General features: G+C 60.1%; 16 protein-coding genes. 6 read left to right on the top strand and 10 right to left on the bottom strand.

From position 1 onward, the window contains the following. The coding region (locus tag ST3T6A_RS19075) for a hypothetical protein (RefSeq protein ID WP_037537452.1) at window positions 1-627 on the top strand (627 nt) is incomplete at its 5' end. A gap of 258 nt (window positions 628-885) precedes the next feature. Here ST3T6A_RS19075 and ST3T6A_RS21340 read toward each other — a convergent pair. From ST3T6A_RS21340 to ST3T6A_RS0101810, 3 genes are all read right to left on the bottom strand, one after another. Continuing rightward, window positions 886-1029 carry a hypothetical protein gene (locus tag ST3T6A_RS21340; RefSeq protein WP_157602314.1) on the bottom strand — a complete coding sequence of 48 codons (144 nt, stop codon included), beginning with the start codon at window positions 1027-1029 and terminating at the stop codon, window positions 886-888. Window positions 1030-1092: 63 nt separating this feature from the next. Beyond that, window positions 1093-2289 (bottom strand): hypothetical protein, encoded by a 1197-nt coding sequence (locus ST3T6A_RS21345; RefSeq protein WP_157602317.1) that lies wholly within the window; start codon window positions 2287-2289, stop codon window positions 1093-1095. Between the two features lie 127 nt (window positions 2290-2416). After that, a complete protein-coding gene (locus ST3T6A_RS0101810; protein ID WP_019831175.1) occupies window positions 2417-2677 on the bottom strand; it encodes a hypothetical protein in 261 nt (86 codons plus the stop codon). 248 nt (window positions 2678-2925) lie between these two features. On the opposite strand from ST3T6A_RS0101810, the gene ST3T6A_RS0101815 reads away from it, so the two are divergent. After that, window positions 2926-3522 carry a hypothetical protein gene (locus ST3T6A_RS0101815; RefSeq protein ID WP_019831176.1) on the top strand — a complete coding sequence of 199 codons (597 nt, stop codon included), beginning with the start codon at window positions 2926-2928 and terminating at the stop codon, window positions 3520-3522. Window positions 3523-3657: 135 nt separating this feature from the next. Further along, the gene (locus ST3T6A_RS0101820; protein ID WP_157602320.1) at window positions 3658-4044 is read left to right on the top strand and encodes a virulence factor; all 387 of its coding nucleotides are present in this window, start codon (window positions 3658-3660) and stop codon (window positions 4042-4044) included. Window positions 4045-4173: 129 nt separating this feature from the next. Here ST3T6A_RS0101820 and ST3T6A_RS0101825 read toward each other — a convergent pair whose 3' ends face one another. After that, window positions 4174-5073: an IS1595 family transposase gene (locus ST3T6A_RS0101825; RefSeq protein WP_019831178.1), complete on the bottom strand. Its 900-nt coding sequence runs from the start codon at window positions 5071-5073 to the stop codon at window positions 4174-4176. Window positions 5074-5940: 867 nt separating this feature from the next. Between ST3T6A_RS0101825 and ST3T6A_RS0101830 the strand changes: the two genes are divergently transcribed. The 3 genes from ST3T6A_RS0101830 to ST3T6A_RS0101840 are packed head-to-tail and all read left to right on the top strand — an operon-like array spanning window position 5941 to window position 9134. After that, window positions 5941-6147 carry a hypothetical protein gene (locus tag ST3T6A_RS0101830; protein ID WP_019831179.1) on the top strand — a complete coding sequence of 69 codons (207 nt, stop codon included), beginning with the start codon at window positions 5941-5943 and terminating at the stop codon, window positions 6145-6147. Continuing rightward, window positions 6144-7394: a hypothetical protein gene (locus tag ST3T6A_RS0101835; protein ID WP_019831180.1), complete on the top strand. Its 1251-nt coding sequence runs from the start codon at window positions 6144-6146 to the stop codon at window positions 7392-7394. The genes ST3T6A_RS0101830 and ST3T6A_RS0101835 overlap by 4 nt, the downstream gene beginning before the upstream one ends. A gap of 12 nt (window positions 7395-7406) precedes the next feature. Then, window positions 7407-9134, top strand: coding sequence for an ATP-binding protein (locus ST3T6A_RS0101840; RefSeq protein ID WP_019831181.1), 1728 nt, complete (start codon window positions 7407-7409; stop codon window positions 9132-9134). Window positions 9135-9957: 823 nt separating this feature from the next. On the opposite strand, the gene ST3T6A_RS0101845 is transcribed toward ST3T6A_RS0101840, so the two are convergent. The 6 genes from ST3T6A_RS0101845 to rlxS form a co-directional block, all read right to left on the bottom strand. Then, window positions 9958-11349, bottom strand: coding sequence for a hypothetical protein (locus tag ST3T6A_RS0101845; RefSeq protein WP_019831182.1), 1392 nt, complete (start codon window positions 11347-11349; stop codon window positions 9958-9960). Window positions 11350-11351: 2 nt separating this feature from the next. Next, window positions 11352-13499 (bottom strand): ATP-binding protein, encoded by a 2148-nt coding sequence (locus ST3T6A_RS0101850; protein WP_019831183.1) that lies wholly within the window; start codon window positions 13497-13499, stop codon window positions 11352-11354. Between the two features lie 105 nt (window positions 13500-13604). Further along, window positions 13605-13841, bottom strand: a complete 237-nt coding sequence (locus tag ST3T6A_RS21350; protein WP_157602326.1) for a hypothetical protein — start codon at window positions 13839-13841, stop codon at window positions 13605-13607. A gap of 235 nt (window positions 13842-14076) precedes the next feature. Further along, complete coding sequence (locus tag ST3T6A_RS0101855; RefSeq protein ID WP_019831184.1) at window positions 14077-14286, bottom strand: helix-turn-helix domain-containing protein; 210 nt, start codon at window positions 14284-14286, stop codon at window positions 14077-14079. Between the two features lie 4 nt (window positions 14287-14290). Further along, window positions 14291-14713 (bottom strand): ribbon-helix-helix protein, CopG family, encoded by a 423-nt coding sequence (locus tag ST3T6A_RS0101860; protein WP_019831185.1) that lies wholly within the window; start codon window positions 14711-14713, stop codon window positions 14291-14293. A gap of 63 nt (window positions 14714-14776) precedes the next feature. Beyond that, a complete protein-coding gene (gene rlxS, locus ST3T6A_RS0101865) occupies window positions 14777-16726 on the bottom strand; it encodes a relaxase/mobilization nuclease RlxS (protein WP_019831186.1) in 1950 nt (649 codons plus the stop codon). Window positions 16727-16819 lie beyond the last annotated feature (93 nt).

The raw sequence follows: 16819 nt of genomic DNA on the forward strand, positions 1-16819 counted from the left end.
CCGCAAACGGAGAAGTGCATGGAGAACGCTGACAAACGCCCAGATATCCTAGTGGGCATTGCCGAGTGGCTATCCGAGGATTTCGAATTTGAGGTCGTGGAGGAGCTTCGCTCTGCTGGTGCGGCGGCGTCCGTGCTCAGGATACCGACCGGCCCCTACGCTGGCATCGAACTCTATCTGCCGACGGCCGTGGGCCTATTCATCGCCGCGGGCTTCTTCAACGGCTTCCTGTCGAAAGCCGGTGAGGACGCCTACAGGGCCGTGAAGAAGGGAACGACGAGGCTGTTCCACAAGGCGCATCCGCTCGAGATCAAGTTCACGGGCAGCCCGGGCAAGGTGCGCGAAACCCCATACAGCGCCGGCTTCGCCGTCGGCTGCGAGTTACTGCCTACGCTTCGCGTCAAGCTGCTTATCCGCAAGGATGTCTCCCCCGAGACGACCGAGGCAGGCATCGAGATATTCTTGGACCTTATGCGCGATATCCACGCTGAACGCGTGAGCGAAGAGGATCTGCGGCGATTGTTTCCCTATAAGCCCGTCGGCGGTACCGTCCTCGTTGTCTACGACGCTGAAACTCAGACGATTTTGCCTGTCGACGGCATGGCCGACACGCCCTTGGCGCGCTGAGAAGCTGCCCAAAGGCAGCCTCTCAGCGATGGTGGGGATAGGGGCTGTCAGCCATCTCCGCACCCTCGTTCAGTGCTACAATCCGTGTCAGCCATTCACACCGATCCATTCACTGCAGTCGGCGAAACCACATCCGGACGCTTGAGAAATTTCGCGGTAGGACCTCAGTGCAGTATCTGTATGAACTAACGGCAGATTCTGGGATGGTCGTTCGCATCGCCGAACGACGTCAATGAGGCGCTTTGACGAAGCATAGCTTCAGGCGATCCACTTTGCATCCCGAACAGCCATGGCCGGGGTGATTTTTCTCGCTACCCAGATCGGAACATGCACAACCTGCACGCGGCATTCCCCAAAACGAAAGTGATGATCAGCTCGATCGCGAAGGATGGTGCCGAGCATGCAATTGGGGCGGCCGAAAAGGTCGCGCGCAACAACCAAGATGCGCACCTTTGTTTGCCTCGGCTATCGTTCGTCGATCCGCGCTGTACCCAAGTGGATCTCATATTCGACCGCAGCTCCCCGGTCGAGGGTTAGCCTACCAAGCTGCGCTACGCTGCCGGGGCAATCGACCGGCGCTTCAAGATCGGGAGCCAATGCTTGGAGAGCATCGCGGAACGGCTCGATCCACAGGCTCGCCACTCCTTCCGGGCGCACGACAACGGATGATACCATGAGCAGGCTTCCGACACGCTTGGCCTCGCCTTCGATTGAGATGGTACTGCGCACGCCCGCTCCATGCCAACTGATCGCGAGTGCCACCCGTCTTAGCGCCCCGCCTTCGGTCTCTTCCAGGATTGCAGCACCGAGCGCTTTCGCAACGCTGTCCCAGTCCGCTTCGGTTGGAGGATCCCCGGCGAGAACGATACGGGCCAAGTTGGCGGTCCCGTCCCGCGCCGCGATCGTCGTCACGTCGGGCGTCTTCCAGCGTTGCATCACCGCCCCCAGATTGCCACGTCCGATCTCGACGACATCGACGGTCTGGCCATCAATCTTCACTCTGCTCTGGGCCAACAATGTTATGCGATCGCCCGGTGGGCCTGGGGCACGCTCAAGACACAGAAAGGCGCTCAGCGCGGGATTAATCGCCAATTCCGTGGAAGCGGCGGGCGCACTCATTTCAGCTAGGTCGGCTTCCGTAGCGCCCAAATATTCGGGGATTAAGCGGTTGCCCCGAAACCAGTCCGTTAGGACAGCCTTCCAGCGCGGCACCGGGATCTCGCCGTCTAGCCGAAAGAGCTTGGTGTAGTCGGCATACTTGCCGGCGCGGTCGATCCGATGATCGATGCGATCGAGATAGGCATCGCCGTCATAGGCGCGGATCGCTCCATCGAAATGGGATACAGCCTTTGCATTAAGATCATATTCGGCATGACCATAGCGACATCCATAGGCGCCGCCGCCAAGACCGTGACTTGGGTCCTCGACAAGCTCCTCGACCTCGAAGGTGCGCACTATGCGCTCGTTATTACCGCCGGGGCGGACTTCGGGTGCCTTCCACCATAGCTGAGTCTTGTCGATCCCCGAATAATGCCGTTCGCCATCGCTGCTCTTATGTTCGGTGACGCCCGAAGGGATTGCCGCAATATCATCTGAATATTGCGGACCATGCCAATATTCGAGCTCCATCGTCTCGCGCGCGCTCGCCGGATGCCCGACCATGTCGGGGTCAAGTCGCAGCCGCGCTGTGACATGTTCTTCCTCTGCGGTCTGAGTTAAACTGCGAGGCGTTTATCCCACACACACACGTTGCAATGAAGGTCGCGGCCTAGCGGCCTAACCGGATAGGCTAGTCGCGATCCGGCGAGCGCGACGCCCACCACGTCAGCAGAACACCTAGAGCCACCCCGATTACCCCTACCGCTAGAACAATGCGGCCGAACGTCCGATCGGTGGCGTCGTGGCAATGCGGTTCCCAGCAGTCGCCGAGCGTGAAGGCGATGGTGCTAATCCCAATCACGATGATGGCGACCACGGCATAGACGCCACAGCCCGGCGCGGCCACGCGCCTGCGACTTGCCCGGCGCTCATGGTCTTCGACAAAGCTCATATCGCCGCCATCGCCAGTAGCCCGATCATGATTCCTGCATCCTCCTTGCCTGCCACGCGGTGACGCGAAATCTCATATAAAGATATCTGCATATCGCCGATACCACATAATTGGCAAAGCGAGCCGCTTTTCCGGGCCATTTTGCGCAGCCGAAACGACCATATTGTGAGTTGTGACGTATAACGCCACGCTTCCAATTCCCCGTTCGTTCCCGTATATGGCGTTGCTGAGGTTTAGGAGTCATCGCCGTGGAAGCAGAGTTCATCGCTCGCATGCAGGCTGAGCAACGGGAGCTAGAGCGCAAGCTTAAGGCCGTTCGCGACCTGCTCGCGGCGTATGGTGCTGAGCCGGCGGCAGAACCTAACGCCACAATCGTCGAAACCTCAGTCGTCGAAATTGCCTCGGCTAATGCAGTCGCCGAGAAGAAGCCTGCCGCCAGCCCGAGGCCGAAAGTAGGGATGGATGGGTTCGGCGATTATGGACGTACGATCATAGCAGAGTGCATGAGGGCCATGCTCCTTACGCCCCAGATGCCGATCAAGACGCGGCGGCTGGTCGAGATTCTCGAGTCTAAGAACGTCGGCATCACCGGCGACAACAAAATCAATGCGGTGGGAGCGCTGCTGTCTCGCAGCATAGACATTACGAGTCATGGGAAGGCCGGATGGACGGTAAACGATCCTCACACGGCCCTTGAGATCGTGGGCAAATATGCCCGCCCAATAAATGAGGCGTCCGCAGCGGATGCCATGGACGCCTCAGAAACCGCGCTGCACGCGCAAGAAGAAGGAGACCACCGGAATGAGCCATCATTCCTTCGGGTGGCGGGGGCGGCAACCCCTTAGCTACCCATTGCTCTTGTTAGAGAGCTAGTGGACGCCGTGGCGGAGAGCGATCCCCGCCACGGCTCTCTGCTAGCAAATCATGAGAGATTCGTCTATAGGAACGCGGTGTTCACCCGCTTTCCGAAAGGGCCTCCCATGACTGTTGTGCGTCTCGATCCGAAGCGCACCACGCCGCCAAAAGCGGCTCATAGAAGGGCTGGAAGGGTGTACGCGATTACCTTCGATCTTGATGGGAAGATTGCGGAAGCGATGTGCGGTGCGAACTGGCGCGGCACCTGTTATGCGAAAATCCAGACCGTGTTCGCCGAGCACGGGTTTGGGCGTGTGCAGGGAAGTGTCTATTTTGGTGACCAGGATTCAGATGCTGTTCGCTGCGTGCTGGCTGTTCAGGACGTCGATCGCCGGTTCGCTTGGTTCGGCCGCGCTGTGAAGGATCTTCGGATGCTTCGCGTGGACGAGAATAACGACTTGCTTCCGCTGCTTAGCAACCGTTTGCGGCTAGACGACGAGGATGCGGCTTGAAGCCTGACAAACGCCTTACCTTAGCTGACGCCCTAGCCGAGGGACGGTTGGAGGATTTCATTGCCCAAGCCGAGGCGGCGGGCGTAGGCCCCGCCGACCCAGCCGAGTTCGACCGATTAGTCGCGAAGGCTACAGCGCCCCAACCATCAGATCGAACATCGCGTTCATCCGCTCGCGGTGGTTCGCGCGGAAAGTGAACTCGTCGAGATAGCGCGCCATATGCTTGCCGCTGATCTGCACATGGGTGGAGCGCACCGACGCCTTGAACAGCCGCCAGAAGCCTTCCACGGCGTTGGTGGAGTGCGTCACGCCCTGCCGGTAATCGTAGCGGCTCCATTCCTTCGCGGCGTGCTTCACGGAGCCATGAACGTAGCCGTCGCCTTCCAGTAAGCCGTAGGACATCAGTTCGTCCGTCGAGACGACAGAGCCTTTCTCGACATTCTCGTTCACGACCGCGCGCAGCGTCGGCTTCTTCACGTCGGGGATGATGCGGGTAACGAGCGGGCCACCCTCTTCCTTCATACCCATCACGATCGTCTTGCCGGGGGCGCCACGACCGCGCTTGCCACCAGAGCGGCGACCGCCGACATAAGCCTCGTCCGCCTGCACGTGGCCCGAGAGCAGGCCGTCGAAATCCGCCTTGCCCATCAGCGTGCGGATTTGCATCCCGATCCGGTAAGCGGTCTTGTACGTCACGCCAAGCTGGCGCTGGAGTTCCTTGCCGCTGACACCGTGGCGCGTGGTGGCGAATAGATACATCGCATAGAACCACGAAACTAGTGGCGTGCGGGTGTCGTGCAGGATGGTGTTCGCCGTGGGCGCGATCTGGTGAAGGCAGTTCGGGCAGGCATAGACGCGACGATCGCGCAGCTTGTGGAACTCGCCTTCAACGCCGCACGCGGGGCAATCCATCGTCGTGCCGCCAAAGCGCACATTCATGATGTGAACGAGGCAGGCGTCATCATTGGGGAAGCGAGCGAAGAACTCGCGAACCGACATGGCGACAACGGCGGAGGGCTTCTTGCTCATGCATCAGCATATGCCCGAATGCCTAACGTGGGTCAAGGGGATAAACGCCTCATTTTTTTATCCGTGTTGGAAGTACAGATGAACCTAAACGCGCTTTAATCGACTTTGGTCGATAAGCAGACCGAGTGCCTTGTTACAAGCGCAGCCGTATCGCTCGTCTCGCTCCTTATGAAAAGATGTCAGCTTTCAGGAGCAAAGTAGAATACTTGGAACCGCCGGAATAGGGCGCATTCCAGACCGACGCCTCTTCGTCAGATAGCACCAACCTGACGGCAACTGCCCGGAGTCGAAACCGATAGGCAGTTCGCGACCAGCGCCAGTCGTTCAAGTTTAGGCCGACGAACGTCCGATCTCTTCGGAAGCTGCCGCTCAGATCGACCATAGCGGGCCGTTGGCAGCCGCCGACATACCCGACGTTAGAATAGATTGCCTCGTTCTCCAAAAGCAGTCCTTCATTAAGCCGAATTCGGACGCTACTCACGATCGGCGGCCGCTCGAAAGCTACTGCAACCGTTTGCCGGTCGCAGCCCAGTAACTGCAGAAAAAGCCATTGTCTTCTTGCTAAAATGATGACGAGCGCAGCAGCACAAAAATCGCACTTTGCGCAATTTCTAAGACACAGACCATGCGGTTATTTATATGGATTGTTTCCGGTTGGTTCTCGGTAACGTTCGGCCGGACAAAAGTTACATCATCTTTGCATTTCTCGTGCCGATGAGCTTTTGTTTGCTATAGTGAAGCAAATTCGGCGCTCACCAGATTGCTCGGCGTTGAGGGCGGTTCTATTCTGCCCCTAGCAAAGCGTTTCAAGGTCAGGCATCGAGCGCTCGGACTAAACGCAAGTCGCTTGGTCGCTCGGGGGCTCTCATGAAATTCGTTCACACGGCGGACTGGCAATTGGGGAATGCGTTCGTGCGCAAACGCCACGCCCTTCTCGTCGAACTCGAGGAGAAGCGCGACGATGCGACAGCGGTCGCGGCAACATCGGTGGCGGCCGAGACGCTCGCGATTCTCGAAGCCAATGACCGGGCCGTTCCGGCCAACCGACTCTCACTAACCGAGACCGCGGCATGACCGAAGCGGAAGCTCAGGAAGCGCAGCGCGAAGCGACGGCAACGATCCGCGGCTACATGTATCAGTTCGATGCGAGCATTCTCGCCGTGCTTAGCGCTACTAAGTCCGAGTCGATCACCGTAGAGGGGGTCGAAGACTTCGACGTTATCGCGGACGAGACCCAGACCTATGGACAGGTCAAGTACTACGAAGCGCAAAAGCTCACGGATTCGACTTTGCGTGACGCCATTCTGCCGATGATTACGGGATTCCTTCGCTATCCGGCGGACGTTCGCCTCCGGAAAAAATACGTCCTCTACGGCTACTTCAAGGACTCGGCTGGCGTAGCGACGTCCTATGGGCTTGCCGATATGCAACGCGTGCTCGTCCGCGCCCAGTACGCGGTCGATCCCGCGACCGGGAGTCGCGTCAAAACCACGATCAATCTGCAAACCGCGCTGGGAGCGTCGGACGAGGATCTGACCATCTTTTGCGACCGGTTTACGGTTGTTCTCAGCGAGCCGTTCGACATGCACCGAGCACGGGTCATTGAAGCGCTGCGCGCAGCGCTCGGGGTGGCCGAGGACGAAGCCAATTTATACAGTTATCCGTCGGCGTTCTCAGCAATGGCAGCGCTCTCGAGCGCTTCGTCGAAAGCCGCGCGGACTACGACGCGCAAGGATTTCCTCCAGCAGATCCAGCCCAACGTCGCCGTTTATTCGGCCTGGGCGCTCCGCAGGGAAAGCGAAGCGGCCTACTGCAGGTTGATCCGCGAAGCACATTTTGCCCGCCTCAACGTCGAGAATCACGACCGCTTCTTCATCATCGATCTGCCCGACACCGAAACCCTGGATATGCTGATCACCCTTGTGCGCCACATCATCGGCGGATGGAGCAGCCACAGGTCGAAGTCCAAACCGGCGAAAGAACGCTACGCGCCTTTCTTCTTTTTTCCCGGCATCGACCCCGCGGATCTCGTTGAACTGAAGAGCCGGCTGATAGGCGAGAGTTACCGGATCACAGACGGCTACGCCTTTTTTGGGGCGCCATTCACCACACAGCAGCTCCTGCTCGCTCAGACGGCGCTTGAGCCGATCGCGGCCCGCATCGTCGGCGACGGCGCGCAGTTAGCCGCCGCGCTCGATGCATCGGTACGCCGCCGGCTCGTTGTCCAGCTTCATGCCGGCAAACCGCAGGCGATCGACGCGAAGTTTCGGCAGATTTCGGTGCCCGTGCGCAGCGCTGCGATGGCTATGAAAATCGTCTAGGGAGCAAGTGGGATGGGCGAGAGTGAGATCAACGCCGAGGTCGTCTCGGTTTTTCCGAACAAGGTGCGTATTGCCGTCAACGATCTCCTGTCGTTCGAGATCGCCGGGCAGTCGCTGCGCGTCGGATCGTTCCTAAAGGTTTCCGACAACGATAATGTCTCGCTGATCTGCATCATCGAAAGCTTTTCAATCGAAATGCGGGCGAAGGGCGATGATCACCAGCGCGTCTATATGATAGATGCCTATCCACTCGGCACACTCAAGGGGAACATCTTTCGGCGCGGCGGCGATGAACTTGCAATTCCGCCCAAGCGGGTCGTACCCGCGACCCGCGAAGAAATTGCTGCGATCTACGCCAATGCTTTCGAGGAACAGCAACGGTGCTGCTTCTCCTCGCTCACGCGGCAACGGGACGTGAAGGTTCCCGTCCACGGCGACCGTTTCTTCAACAAGCACATCGCCGTGGTGGGCGCGACGGGGTCGGGAAAATCGTCCAGCGTGTCCAGAATTCTGCAGGAGGCAACGGCCGCGAAGTCGCACGAATACGCCGGGCTCAACAATTCGCACATCGTCATTTTCGACATCCACGGCGAATATGCATCCGCCTTTCCCACGGCCAAGCTGCTGTCTGCCGACGACATCGTGCTCCCCTATTGGCTGCTCAACGACGGCGAGATGGGCGACATGTTCCTGGAGTCGGGCGACAGCAACAATTACAATCAGGAAGCGTTGCTTCGGACGATCATCACGCATTGCAAGGAGATGGCCAACCCTGGGGTCGCGAAAGTCAATTTCGACAGTCCCCTGAAGTACGACATCGCCCATCTGCAGGCTTGCTTCGCCAATCTCTCGCGGGAGACCAAGGATGCGAACGATCCGCTCACGATCAAGACTAAGGACGGGAACTCGGTCACCTATGCCGACGATCGCGCGCGTTTGACCGCCTATTGCACTCAATCGGTGGACTTCGCTTTCAAAGCCACAGGCAAGATTAACAACGGCCCCTATGCCGATGGTACGATCGACAAGTTCGTCCGGCGAATATCGGCGAAGATCAATAATTCGCAGCTCGATTTCATGTTCGGCCCACTAGCTGCGCAGGCGACCCTCGAAGACGTCATCCGTCAAATAACCGGCTATGAGAAGACCTCGAGCGCCAACGTCACCATCCTCGATTTGAGCGGCATACCGTTTGAGGTCCTCAGCATAACCGTATCGCTGGTGACGCGGCTTCTGTTCGATTTTTCGTATCACGCGCGCCGTCAGACGGGCAAATGCGAGACGCCATTCCTGCTCGTCTACGAGGAGGCCCACAAATATGCGCCGCGCAGCGATCTCGCGCGTTTCAAGGCTTCGCTGAACTCGATTGAGCGAATTGCCAAGGAAGGTCGGAAATACGGGGTCAGCCTGATGATCTCGAGCCAGCGCCCATCGGAGATTTCGGAGACGATCTTTTCTCAGTGCAGCAATTTCTTGGCGATGCGCCTGACCAACCCGGAAGACCAAGCCTATGTGAAGCGCTTGCTGCCCGACACACTCGGCAATCTGACCGCAGGGTTGCCCGCGCTGGAGCAGGGCGAGGCGCTGCTCATCGGCGATGCCGTTGCAATGCCGTGCGTCGTGTACATCACCGAATGCTCGCCAAAGCCGTCGTCGAACGACATCCGCTACTACGATATCTGGAAGAACCCTTGGCATGCGGCAGGCGTTTCCGACGACTTTGGCCATTGGCTGAAGTAAGTGGTCATCCGGGATTGGGACCGGACCGGGTGACCTCGACAGGCTCCTCATCGGTCCAATCCTCGTGGTGCCCGCGACCGTAGTGCTGAGCGTCTGAACGAAGGTCTGCTTTCCTGGTTTTCGGCCTGAGTTCGGTCAGTCTTCATCGCCGAACGGCCCCGACATCGGGGAGAGGGCTTGCGCGCCCCGACGAGCGGCCGATTTAGGCGTAACCGGACGTTCCCAGTAGCAGCGGCGACCGGCAGAAATGTCCCCCAATACGACCGTTCCACAGCCATCAACGATTCTCGACGATCGGCGGGCGAAGCCGCGAAGGAACTTCGCGCAATCCCTTCTATTCAGTTGCCGGCCGCGCTGTGTCGGTTGCCGCTTGTGAGGTGCCGGGGTGAAGCATCTTAGCTTCCCATATCCGGCCGCGAAGTTTGATTGCCGACTGCCAACCTCTAAGCGAGTGAGCGTGGAGAGCTTCCCTTCGCCAAGGCCGCCGCGGATAATCTAGCACACAGCCTTGGATCGCCCGCTGCTGACCGATTGCGCTCTGGCAGGTTCCGGGAACCATCGAGGATAGCGGTCATCCGCAGGCACACTGAGGATGCGGTTCAGTCGGGCGTCAACATTCCTACCGCAAATGGCATGACCCACAACTCGACATTCGCGGTGGGCTTGAGTCCACACCGAAACCGATCGCTCGTTCAGATCATACCCAACGGCCGAGACTGGCCATTTGCCAACTGGCAGGCTTTGGGTAGCGCTATGGTGCCGCTTTTTGAGATTGCCAATGCGGGTCGGCAGGGTGTGATTTTTGAGTAAAAGTCTCTTGAAATCATGCCTCCACGGCCGAAACATCCTTGCCGGTCTCGGGGGTAGCGACCGTCGGCGCCACAACCGGTGCCGTTGGCTCGGCCCCACGGAAACTGATGATCGCCGGTCGGGTCGCATGATTGGCGCCATGCGAGGTGATCTGCATCAGAAGGCTTTCGCGCACCCTGAAGATTGGCCGCCAGCCGTTTATTTGCGCCGCAGTGAGTGAGATTTGAAGCCGAAGATTAAAGATCAGGCGGGAAGCAGCCTCTTCGCCAGCGAGGACAAATGCGGGCGACTTGAATTCCGAAGCCGGAAGGCGCTCGCGACGGCTTGCCGCCTCATCAGGAATGATCGCGCCGAGCACGAACGGCATGGGACCAACCCTGTTCTGGGCATAGTCGCAACTGGCGCCAATGCGAATAAGAGCGAGCCGGACAGAAGCGCGATCCGCATGGTGTTCTACTCGCAGCGCATCGCAGATCACTTGGTTACGGGTGAGATCGAAGCGCGCCCGCATGGCCGGGTCGGACTGTTCAGTCGCGGGCAGCAAAGTGACGGCGCCCCAGCTCGACGATGTCATGCGCTCGGACGCGGGAAACGCTAGGTGCAGCATGGTGTTTAGCTTGGCGGCAGCCTCGATCGTTGGCTCGGGAGCGTTCAAGATGTGTGTGGCGGCAGTCTGCCAGATCTCGGTCGATTCAGGGAGGGACTGCTGGTTGACGATGCGATCCGCCAAGATCGGCATGAGGGCCGCGTTCATTGCACCGGCGGGATCATTGGCGGCGTGACGCCGGCCGATCGCTTCGCGTGCGAGTAGGCTCAGTACCTCGTCCAGCCTTTCCGAAAAACGACCCGGCACGCGGTCGCCATCTCCGACCATCGCACCGATTTCGGAGAGCGTCGCGCTGGCTGCACGAAGTACCTCTTTTTCCCAGTGCAGAAGCGCTTTCAGGCGCGGGTCGCTCGCAATGATATCGGAAACGTCGGCGCTCAGCTTCGCGCCGGAGTTCGGGGCCATGTACTTGTTCTTGTCGAGCGCCAGTACAGCGAGAGGCCGTTTTGTCGGATCGAGGCGGGCCATCAAGTAGTCCTCGAAGGCACCTTTCTCTTCCTCGTGTTTCGTCCAGAGAATGATCACGTAGGGGCCACCGGCGAGCTGGATGCCCTCTTCCAGCATTCCCACGATCACGGCAGCAGGCTGGGCGATGTTTCCGGGCTGGGATCCCGGCGTCAAATGAAGGTCGAGGAAAAGCAATCGGACAGATCCGAGGTGCTCGTACTTCACTCCCTCAACGTCATCATATCGCAAGGCGACGCATGGAACGCCAATGTCGTGCAGGGCATCGACAAGCTGTCGCAGCTCCTTTTCGTCGTCATCGATGACGACGTAGCGTCCCTGCGTAAAAACCATGCTCAGATTCCCCCCTTGAACACCAGCGCGACGATCGCCCCGTTAAACCCTTCAGGCACATCGAAATCGTCCATCGCCGGAAAAAGAAGCTCGCCGTCGTTCAGGTTCATGGCGAGGTTCGCGTAATAGAGGCCCAGACCCATCCCGTCGGGACGACGGGTGAAGAACGGCTCCACGACCTGCGCGGGTGGGTCGCGGAAACCGGGGCCATTGTCCGCGACGATCACCGCGGGTCGTCCGTCATACTCTGTGACGTCGATGAAGAGCTGCCGGGGGGTCGGCCCGTCCTCATCGGGCATGGCGACACGAAGCCAGTGGATCGCATTGTCGATCAGGTTGGTCAGGGCTCCGAGAGCAAGGCCGAAAGCAAATATCGGCTTCTCGCTCTCCTCGCGTTCGAGAGCGGGGCAGATCAGCTTCACGCGATGCGCGCGCAACCTGACGGCGCTGAGATCGCGAGCTCGTCGTACGAGCTGCTGCAACGAGTGGGACTTCTTGTCGCCCTTCCGCAGAAGCTGCGTCGACGTCTCGAGAACACCCTGAAGCTGGCCAACCTGTTCGCGTACCGCCTCGATGCTGATATCCGAATCGAAGACGGCACTCAGCGCGCCGATCGCACGCTCAACCTCATGGAAAACGATCGCCAAGCCGACCTGCGAAATGCCAGCTCGCAGGAAATCCTCACGAAGTGTGCGAAACTCCTGCTCGACACGGCGAAGGGACGGATCGATTTCGTCAAGAAGGCCGTGTCGCCGGGCGATTTTTCTCACATCGCTGATCGGTCCGGCCACATCGCGGTCGTTGCTGGGCGCCTTGCCTGTCAGGGCACGGATACCGCGCTTGTCTTTCTGCCGTTCTGTCTCAAGGACGCTGATCGCGCCAAGAACGATCTGTCGCAGGCGGGCGTAGGCGCCGTTCTCAACGAAACCTTCGCGGTTCGTTTTCTCGCGCAGATCACGGCTACGCCGCAAATCTAGGTCCACGGTGCCAATAACGATGTTGCGGCTTAGATTGCGGGTCGGACTGTTGACGCGCCGCAGGTCAAGCCCGAGCCAATCGTCTCCCGGTTCGCCGTAATTATAAATGCGGATATCGTCCCGGTAGATACGAACGCCACCATTCTGGTCGAGATAGCGTTCGATCAGTCTGGACTGCGCGTATTGCGTGAGGACGTCGCTGTCACGATCGAACACGTACAGCCTGCCGCTAACCGGTCCGATGCCCTCGATCATCTCCTCATCGGCAACGACCTTCGGTACGCGTCGTCGGCGCGGAGCGGACGCCGGATCAAGGTCATCGGTATCCTCGGGAACGAGAACCTGAAGCGGCTCATTGGCCTCGACAGTCCGCGGCTCGAGCCGGATGTTCGGCACACCGCGAAACTCGTATTTGTAGGTGAAGGCCTTCCCGTCGAATTCAAAGGTGAACCTCCACGGCGCGCGCTCCAGGAGCTCGCGGGCGTCGGGCAGCTCGCTTATCCATGACTGATGGTCGGGTACTAGAAGCTCCACCTCGAAGTCCGCTTCCTTTGTGGAAAATGGCGAGGAAATCGACGTTACCTGTCGGTAGAGATCCCGGACGTCGCGGCGGGTCCACTCGGTCTGCTTCAGCCGGTCGATCCGGATTTTCGTGCCAGTTTCGTTTTCGCTGAACATCTTCGGATCGCGTTCGATAACCGTGACTGGCGCATCGTCGAGAAACCGGGCTTCCATGACGTCTGACCAGTTGATGTCGACGAAACACTCCCTCTGGCCAGCGGCGTGGGTCGCGAGACGAATGCGGTCCCCAAGCTTATGGACGGCAAACCGGCCGAGACCCTTCTCACCCAGTGGGAGCCGGTTGAATCTCGGGGAGCGCCTTTCCCGTTCCCGCTGCTGCTGACGATGGTCGTCGCCCGGGACGAGCCAGACATCCGAGATCGTCTCGAACGACATGCCCTGCCCGTCATCGTCGACCCTGATCCACGGCTCGTTACCGGCCAAGTCGCCCAGCGTAATCGTGACCTTGCTCGCGTCTGCATCGTAGGCATTCTTGACGAGCTCGAAAACAGCCAGTTTGGCCGACCCGATCAGCTGGTCGCCAAGCAGCTGAAGCAATCTTGCGCGCGGACGAAACGCCTTTTCAATCTTTCGGTCGCCGCTGTCCGGCATGCGCATTCCTTCCCCAGCGCCGATGCGCGGTTCCTAGGTGCCTCAGGTTACGGGGCTCTTCAAGAGCTTGATGAACTGCCCGGGCAACTTCGCCGACGTAATTTGTCAAAGCAATTCACTCGAAAGACCGACAACGCGAACCATGTCCGCACCGAACATCGACAACGGTCGGTAAAGAGCAATTCCGTTGATATTGATAGCATGACGGGAATTTCGGTTTCTATCGATCTTCGCCATGACCTGATCAAACGTGGCATTCGGCATGTATGCAATCGGGAACGCCATCATCGACAGACTACGACCGGCATGAGGCGCTGGGCGGGCGTGGTGACTGTCGGCCATGTTCCGACAGATCGACAGTGAAAATGTCTTAAAGGCGACAAGAGCGGCAAACGAAAAAAGAAGGCGCCGAACCTCATGGCCGTCGGCCCTCCTCAGACATGCCTCCCAAGGCTGCCTTAGCTTAAGAGTCCATTACCGCCTCACTGATAATCTTCCACTCACGGTGCAACCGCGCCAGATCATTTATCTGGTATAGCTTCAGCGTCAATTCGGCACCAAAACGGACGGCCAAGCGCTATCCAGCAAGGTGTGTTGCGCATCGTTTAAGGAATCTCTCAATTCCCGAGACAGGCAGCAAAGTTATGGCACCCACCTTGATTGTCTCGATCTCGCCAGCCGCGATCAACTCATAGAGCTTCGACCGGCCGATCCCGGTGATCCGGCAGGCTTCCCGGATCCGAACGGTGATGGGCGCTAGAGGCGAGCTCGCGATGTCACGATCCATCAGATCACTCCTTCGGTTTGATAGGTTCCGGTGCGCTGCGCCGCTTCGCTGACCGCTGCCCTGCGATGTCGAGCAGGTTCTGGTAACGCTTCCGTCCGAGATTGGTGGTCTCGGCGGAGAAGCTCGGTTGATGCGCTGTGAGCGTCATCTGATACTGAACGAAGACGCCGAGCACCTCGGTCAGCAGATCGAGCTTCTGCTCGGTCCGCTCGGCCGTCCGGCTCTGCCGATCGAGCCGCAGCCCGAAACGCCCATCAAGATCACTCAGCGCGCCGCGTTCGAGCCAGGCCGCAAGCGCGTCCGACAGGATCTGCGTTTTTGAGGCTCCGGGCTTGGCCGCCAGCGCGTCCAGCTTCGCCGACAGCGCGTCGGGCAGATAGAATTGGTGGCGGGTCTTGGCGGTGTGCATGGTGGCGATCGTAGCCATCCACCGCTGCCACCGAAATATGCACCAGTACGCACCGCGCCGCAGAACCACGCACGTCCCGCCTCATCCGATGCTGGGACCACGATCCCTTCCGATCGTCCAGCTTGCCGAGCCATCCGCCCGTGCGATGCCGGACACCTGTTTGCCGATCTGCTTCTCAAGGCTCGGCCGCCAAGGCACCAGCACGAAATCGTGCGACCGTTCGACGAGGGCGAACTTGCTGTCGCCGACCGGCATGATGCGCTCGAGCCGACCTTCTATCCGCTCGCCGTTTTGCGTCTCGCCAAACTCGAGCCCAAGGGCTTGCGACAACTGGGCGCCAAGGCGCACCAGCTCTCGGCGCTGGAGCCGATCGAGCATGTCTCCGGGCAGCCGATCGGCATCCGCCGCGATCAGACCCTGTTCGACCAACCATTGCCGGCGCAGATTTTGAGCGCGCCGCACCTCCTCACCAAAGCCACGCTCCAGTCGCGCCGGCTTGTCCGCGACCATCTCCCGATCGAGCCACGTCACGCCATCATGCAGCGTCAGCCGGTCGAGCGGCTGGGTCGCCAACGTGTCGATGATCACCGGCTTTCGTTCGGCGCGACGCTGCTCATGCTCCCGCACTTGCTCGACATGATCAGCGTCGATCTCCCAGCGCCCGTCCAGCAGCCGCGTCACGTCGGCACCGGCCCGGCGCAACGCTTCCAGCCGCCGGACATGGGCGGTCGCGAAATCCTCGCTCGCCGATCGGTCATGCCTGAGATGAATGTCGACGTCGTAGAGGCCGCCATTGGCGGCAGCGATCTCGGCGACGGTCCTGTCAGCGTTGCGGACAACGACAGGCGTCGGCGCGACCCTGACGATCGTGCCAAGCGCGGGCGCTTGGTCCAGCTCACCCAGATCGACATGCCAGGCGCGGCCATCGGTCGCTTCGATCACACTGTAGCGCCGGTCGTCTTGCTCGTCCGAAAGGCCGGTGGTTATCACCCGTCCTACCAGCTCAGCCGTCGCAGCATGGCGCGGCTCGTAAATGGCATAGTCGGAAGGCGAGATATCGGTGCGGTCTCGCGCCAACGCGGCATTAAGCGTGGCAATGATGTCGCCGCGCCTGCCCATGGCGCGGAGCGTCGTCTCCAGCTCGGCATCGAGCCGCCAGTGCCCGCGCCGCTCTTCCTTCGCGAGACCCATGCGCCCGAGCGCCTGCAGGCGCCCGGCGCGCGCGGCCTGCTCCATGCCGTTCGGATCGGTGGGCGACACTAGGCCGCTGATATCGACGGCCTGCACCAGCCGGCGGTCGATCTGGGTGAAGCGTTCAGCCTCGATCTCGCGGGCCTGGGCGCGCGCCATCTCCATTTCCGAGCGTGGCCCGAGATCGAAGTTGACGATATCAGTCGCGCGCACGCGCAACCCGACCGTCAGATACTCACGGCCGATAATGAGATCGCCGCCTTTGTCATCCTTGCCTCTGAGCAGGATATGGCTGTGCGGATGGCCGGTGTTGAAATGGTCCACGGCAACCCATTCGAGCCGGGTACCAAGATCCTGCTCTGCCTGCGTCATCAGCTTTCGGACGAGCGGCTTCAGATCCTCATATTCCGCCCCGTCCTCAGCGGCGACGATGAAGCGGAACTGGTGGCGGTCGCCGGTGCACCGCTCATGGAAAACCTTGCCCTCCGCCACGTCCCGATCGGCCCCGTAGAGCGTGCCCCGCTCGCCATCCCGCGTCGTGCCATCGCGCTGGAGATAGCGCAGATGGGCGGCCGCCCTTCTAGCCCCCTTGCCCGCCATCTTCACGTAACGGGTCTTCACCACCACGCGACGCGCTCTAGGACCGGTGTAGTGGTCCGAAGTCGAGAGCAGCCGGGCAATCGAGCCGCCACGTCCGATCTGCTCGCCTGTGAAGCGCCGCGATCGAACGATGGTCCGCGTCCGACCGCCCGCCAGATTGGTGGAGCGGCGCAGGCTTCCCACAACCGAACGATCGGGAAGCGATCGGCCCAGCCACAGCTCGAAGTCATCGTCGGCCATGTCGTCATCTCCGCTACGAACCGGTGATGAGGCGATGGCCGACCGCCGCTGCAAGGGCCTCCAATCCTGTCTCTCGCGCAAAGCCGCAGGCAA

This window comes from Sphingomonas sp. PR090111-T3T-6A, assembly GCF_000383095.1.
Classification (GTDB): domain Bacteria; phylum Pseudomonadota; class Alphaproteobacteria; order Sphingomonadales; family Sphingomonadaceae; genus Solisphingomonas.

Excerpts from the sequence above, each read along its gene's own strand:
- ST3T6A_RS0101860 (WP_019831185.1), bottom strand. The coding sequence starts at position 14,713 with ATGGCTACGATCGCCACCATGCACACCGCCAAGACCCGCCACCAATTC.
- rlxS (WP_019831186.1), bottom strand. The coding sequence starts at position 16,726 with ATGGCCGACGATGACTTCGAGCTGTGGCTGGGCCGATCGCTTCCCGAT.
- ST3T6A_RS21345 (WP_157602317.1), bottom strand. The coding sequence starts at position 2,289 with ATGGTCGGGCATCCGGCGAGCGCGCGCGAGACGATGGAGCTCGAATAT.
- ST3T6A_RS21350 (WP_157602326.1), bottom strand. The coding sequence starts at position 13,841 with ATGGCCGACAGTCACCACGCCCGCCCAGCGCCTCATGCCGGTCGTAGT.
- ST3T6A_RS21340 (WP_157602314.1), bottom strand. The coding sequence starts at position 1,029 with ATGCTCGGCACCATCCTTCGCGATCGAGCTGATCATCACTTTCGTTTT.
- ST3T6A_RS0101830 (WP_019831179.1), top strand. The coding sequence starts at position 5,941 with ATGAAATTCGTTCACACGGCGGACTGGCAATTGGGGAATGCGTTCGTG.
- ST3T6A_RS0101835 (WP_019831180.1), top strand. The coding sequence starts at position 6,144 with ATGACCGAAGCGGAAGCTCAGGAAGCGCAGCGCGAAGCGACGGCAACG.
- ST3T6A_RS0101825 (WP_019831178.1), bottom strand. The coding sequence starts at position 5,073 with ATGAGCAAGAAGCCCTCCGCCGTTGTCGCCATGTCGGTTCGCGAGTTC.
- ST3T6A_RS0101855 (WP_019831184.1), bottom strand. The coding sequence starts at position 14,286 with ATGGATCGTGACATCGCGAGCTCGCCTCTAGCGCCCATCACCGTTCGG.
- ST3T6A_RS0101810 (WP_019831175.1), bottom strand. The coding sequence starts at position 2,677 with ATGAGCTTTGTCGAAGACCATGAGCGCCGGGCAAGTCGCAGGCGCGTG.
- ST3T6A_RS0101850 (WP_019831183.1), bottom strand. The coding sequence starts at position 13,499 with ATGCCGGACAGCGGCGACCGAAAGATTGAAAAGGCGTTTCGTCCGCGC.
- ST3T6A_RS0101845 (WP_019831182.1), bottom strand. The coding sequence starts at position 11,349 with ATGGTTTTTACGCAGGGACGCTACGTCGTCATCGATGACGACGAAAAG.
- ST3T6A_RS0101840 (WP_019831181.1), top strand. The coding sequence starts at position 7,407 with ATGGGCGAGAGTGAGATCAACGCCGAGGTCGTCTCGGTTTTTCCGAAC.
- ST3T6A_RS0101820 (WP_157602320.1), top strand. The coding sequence starts at position 3,658 with ATGACTGTTGTGCGTCTCGATCCGAAGCGCACCACGCCGCCAAAAGCG.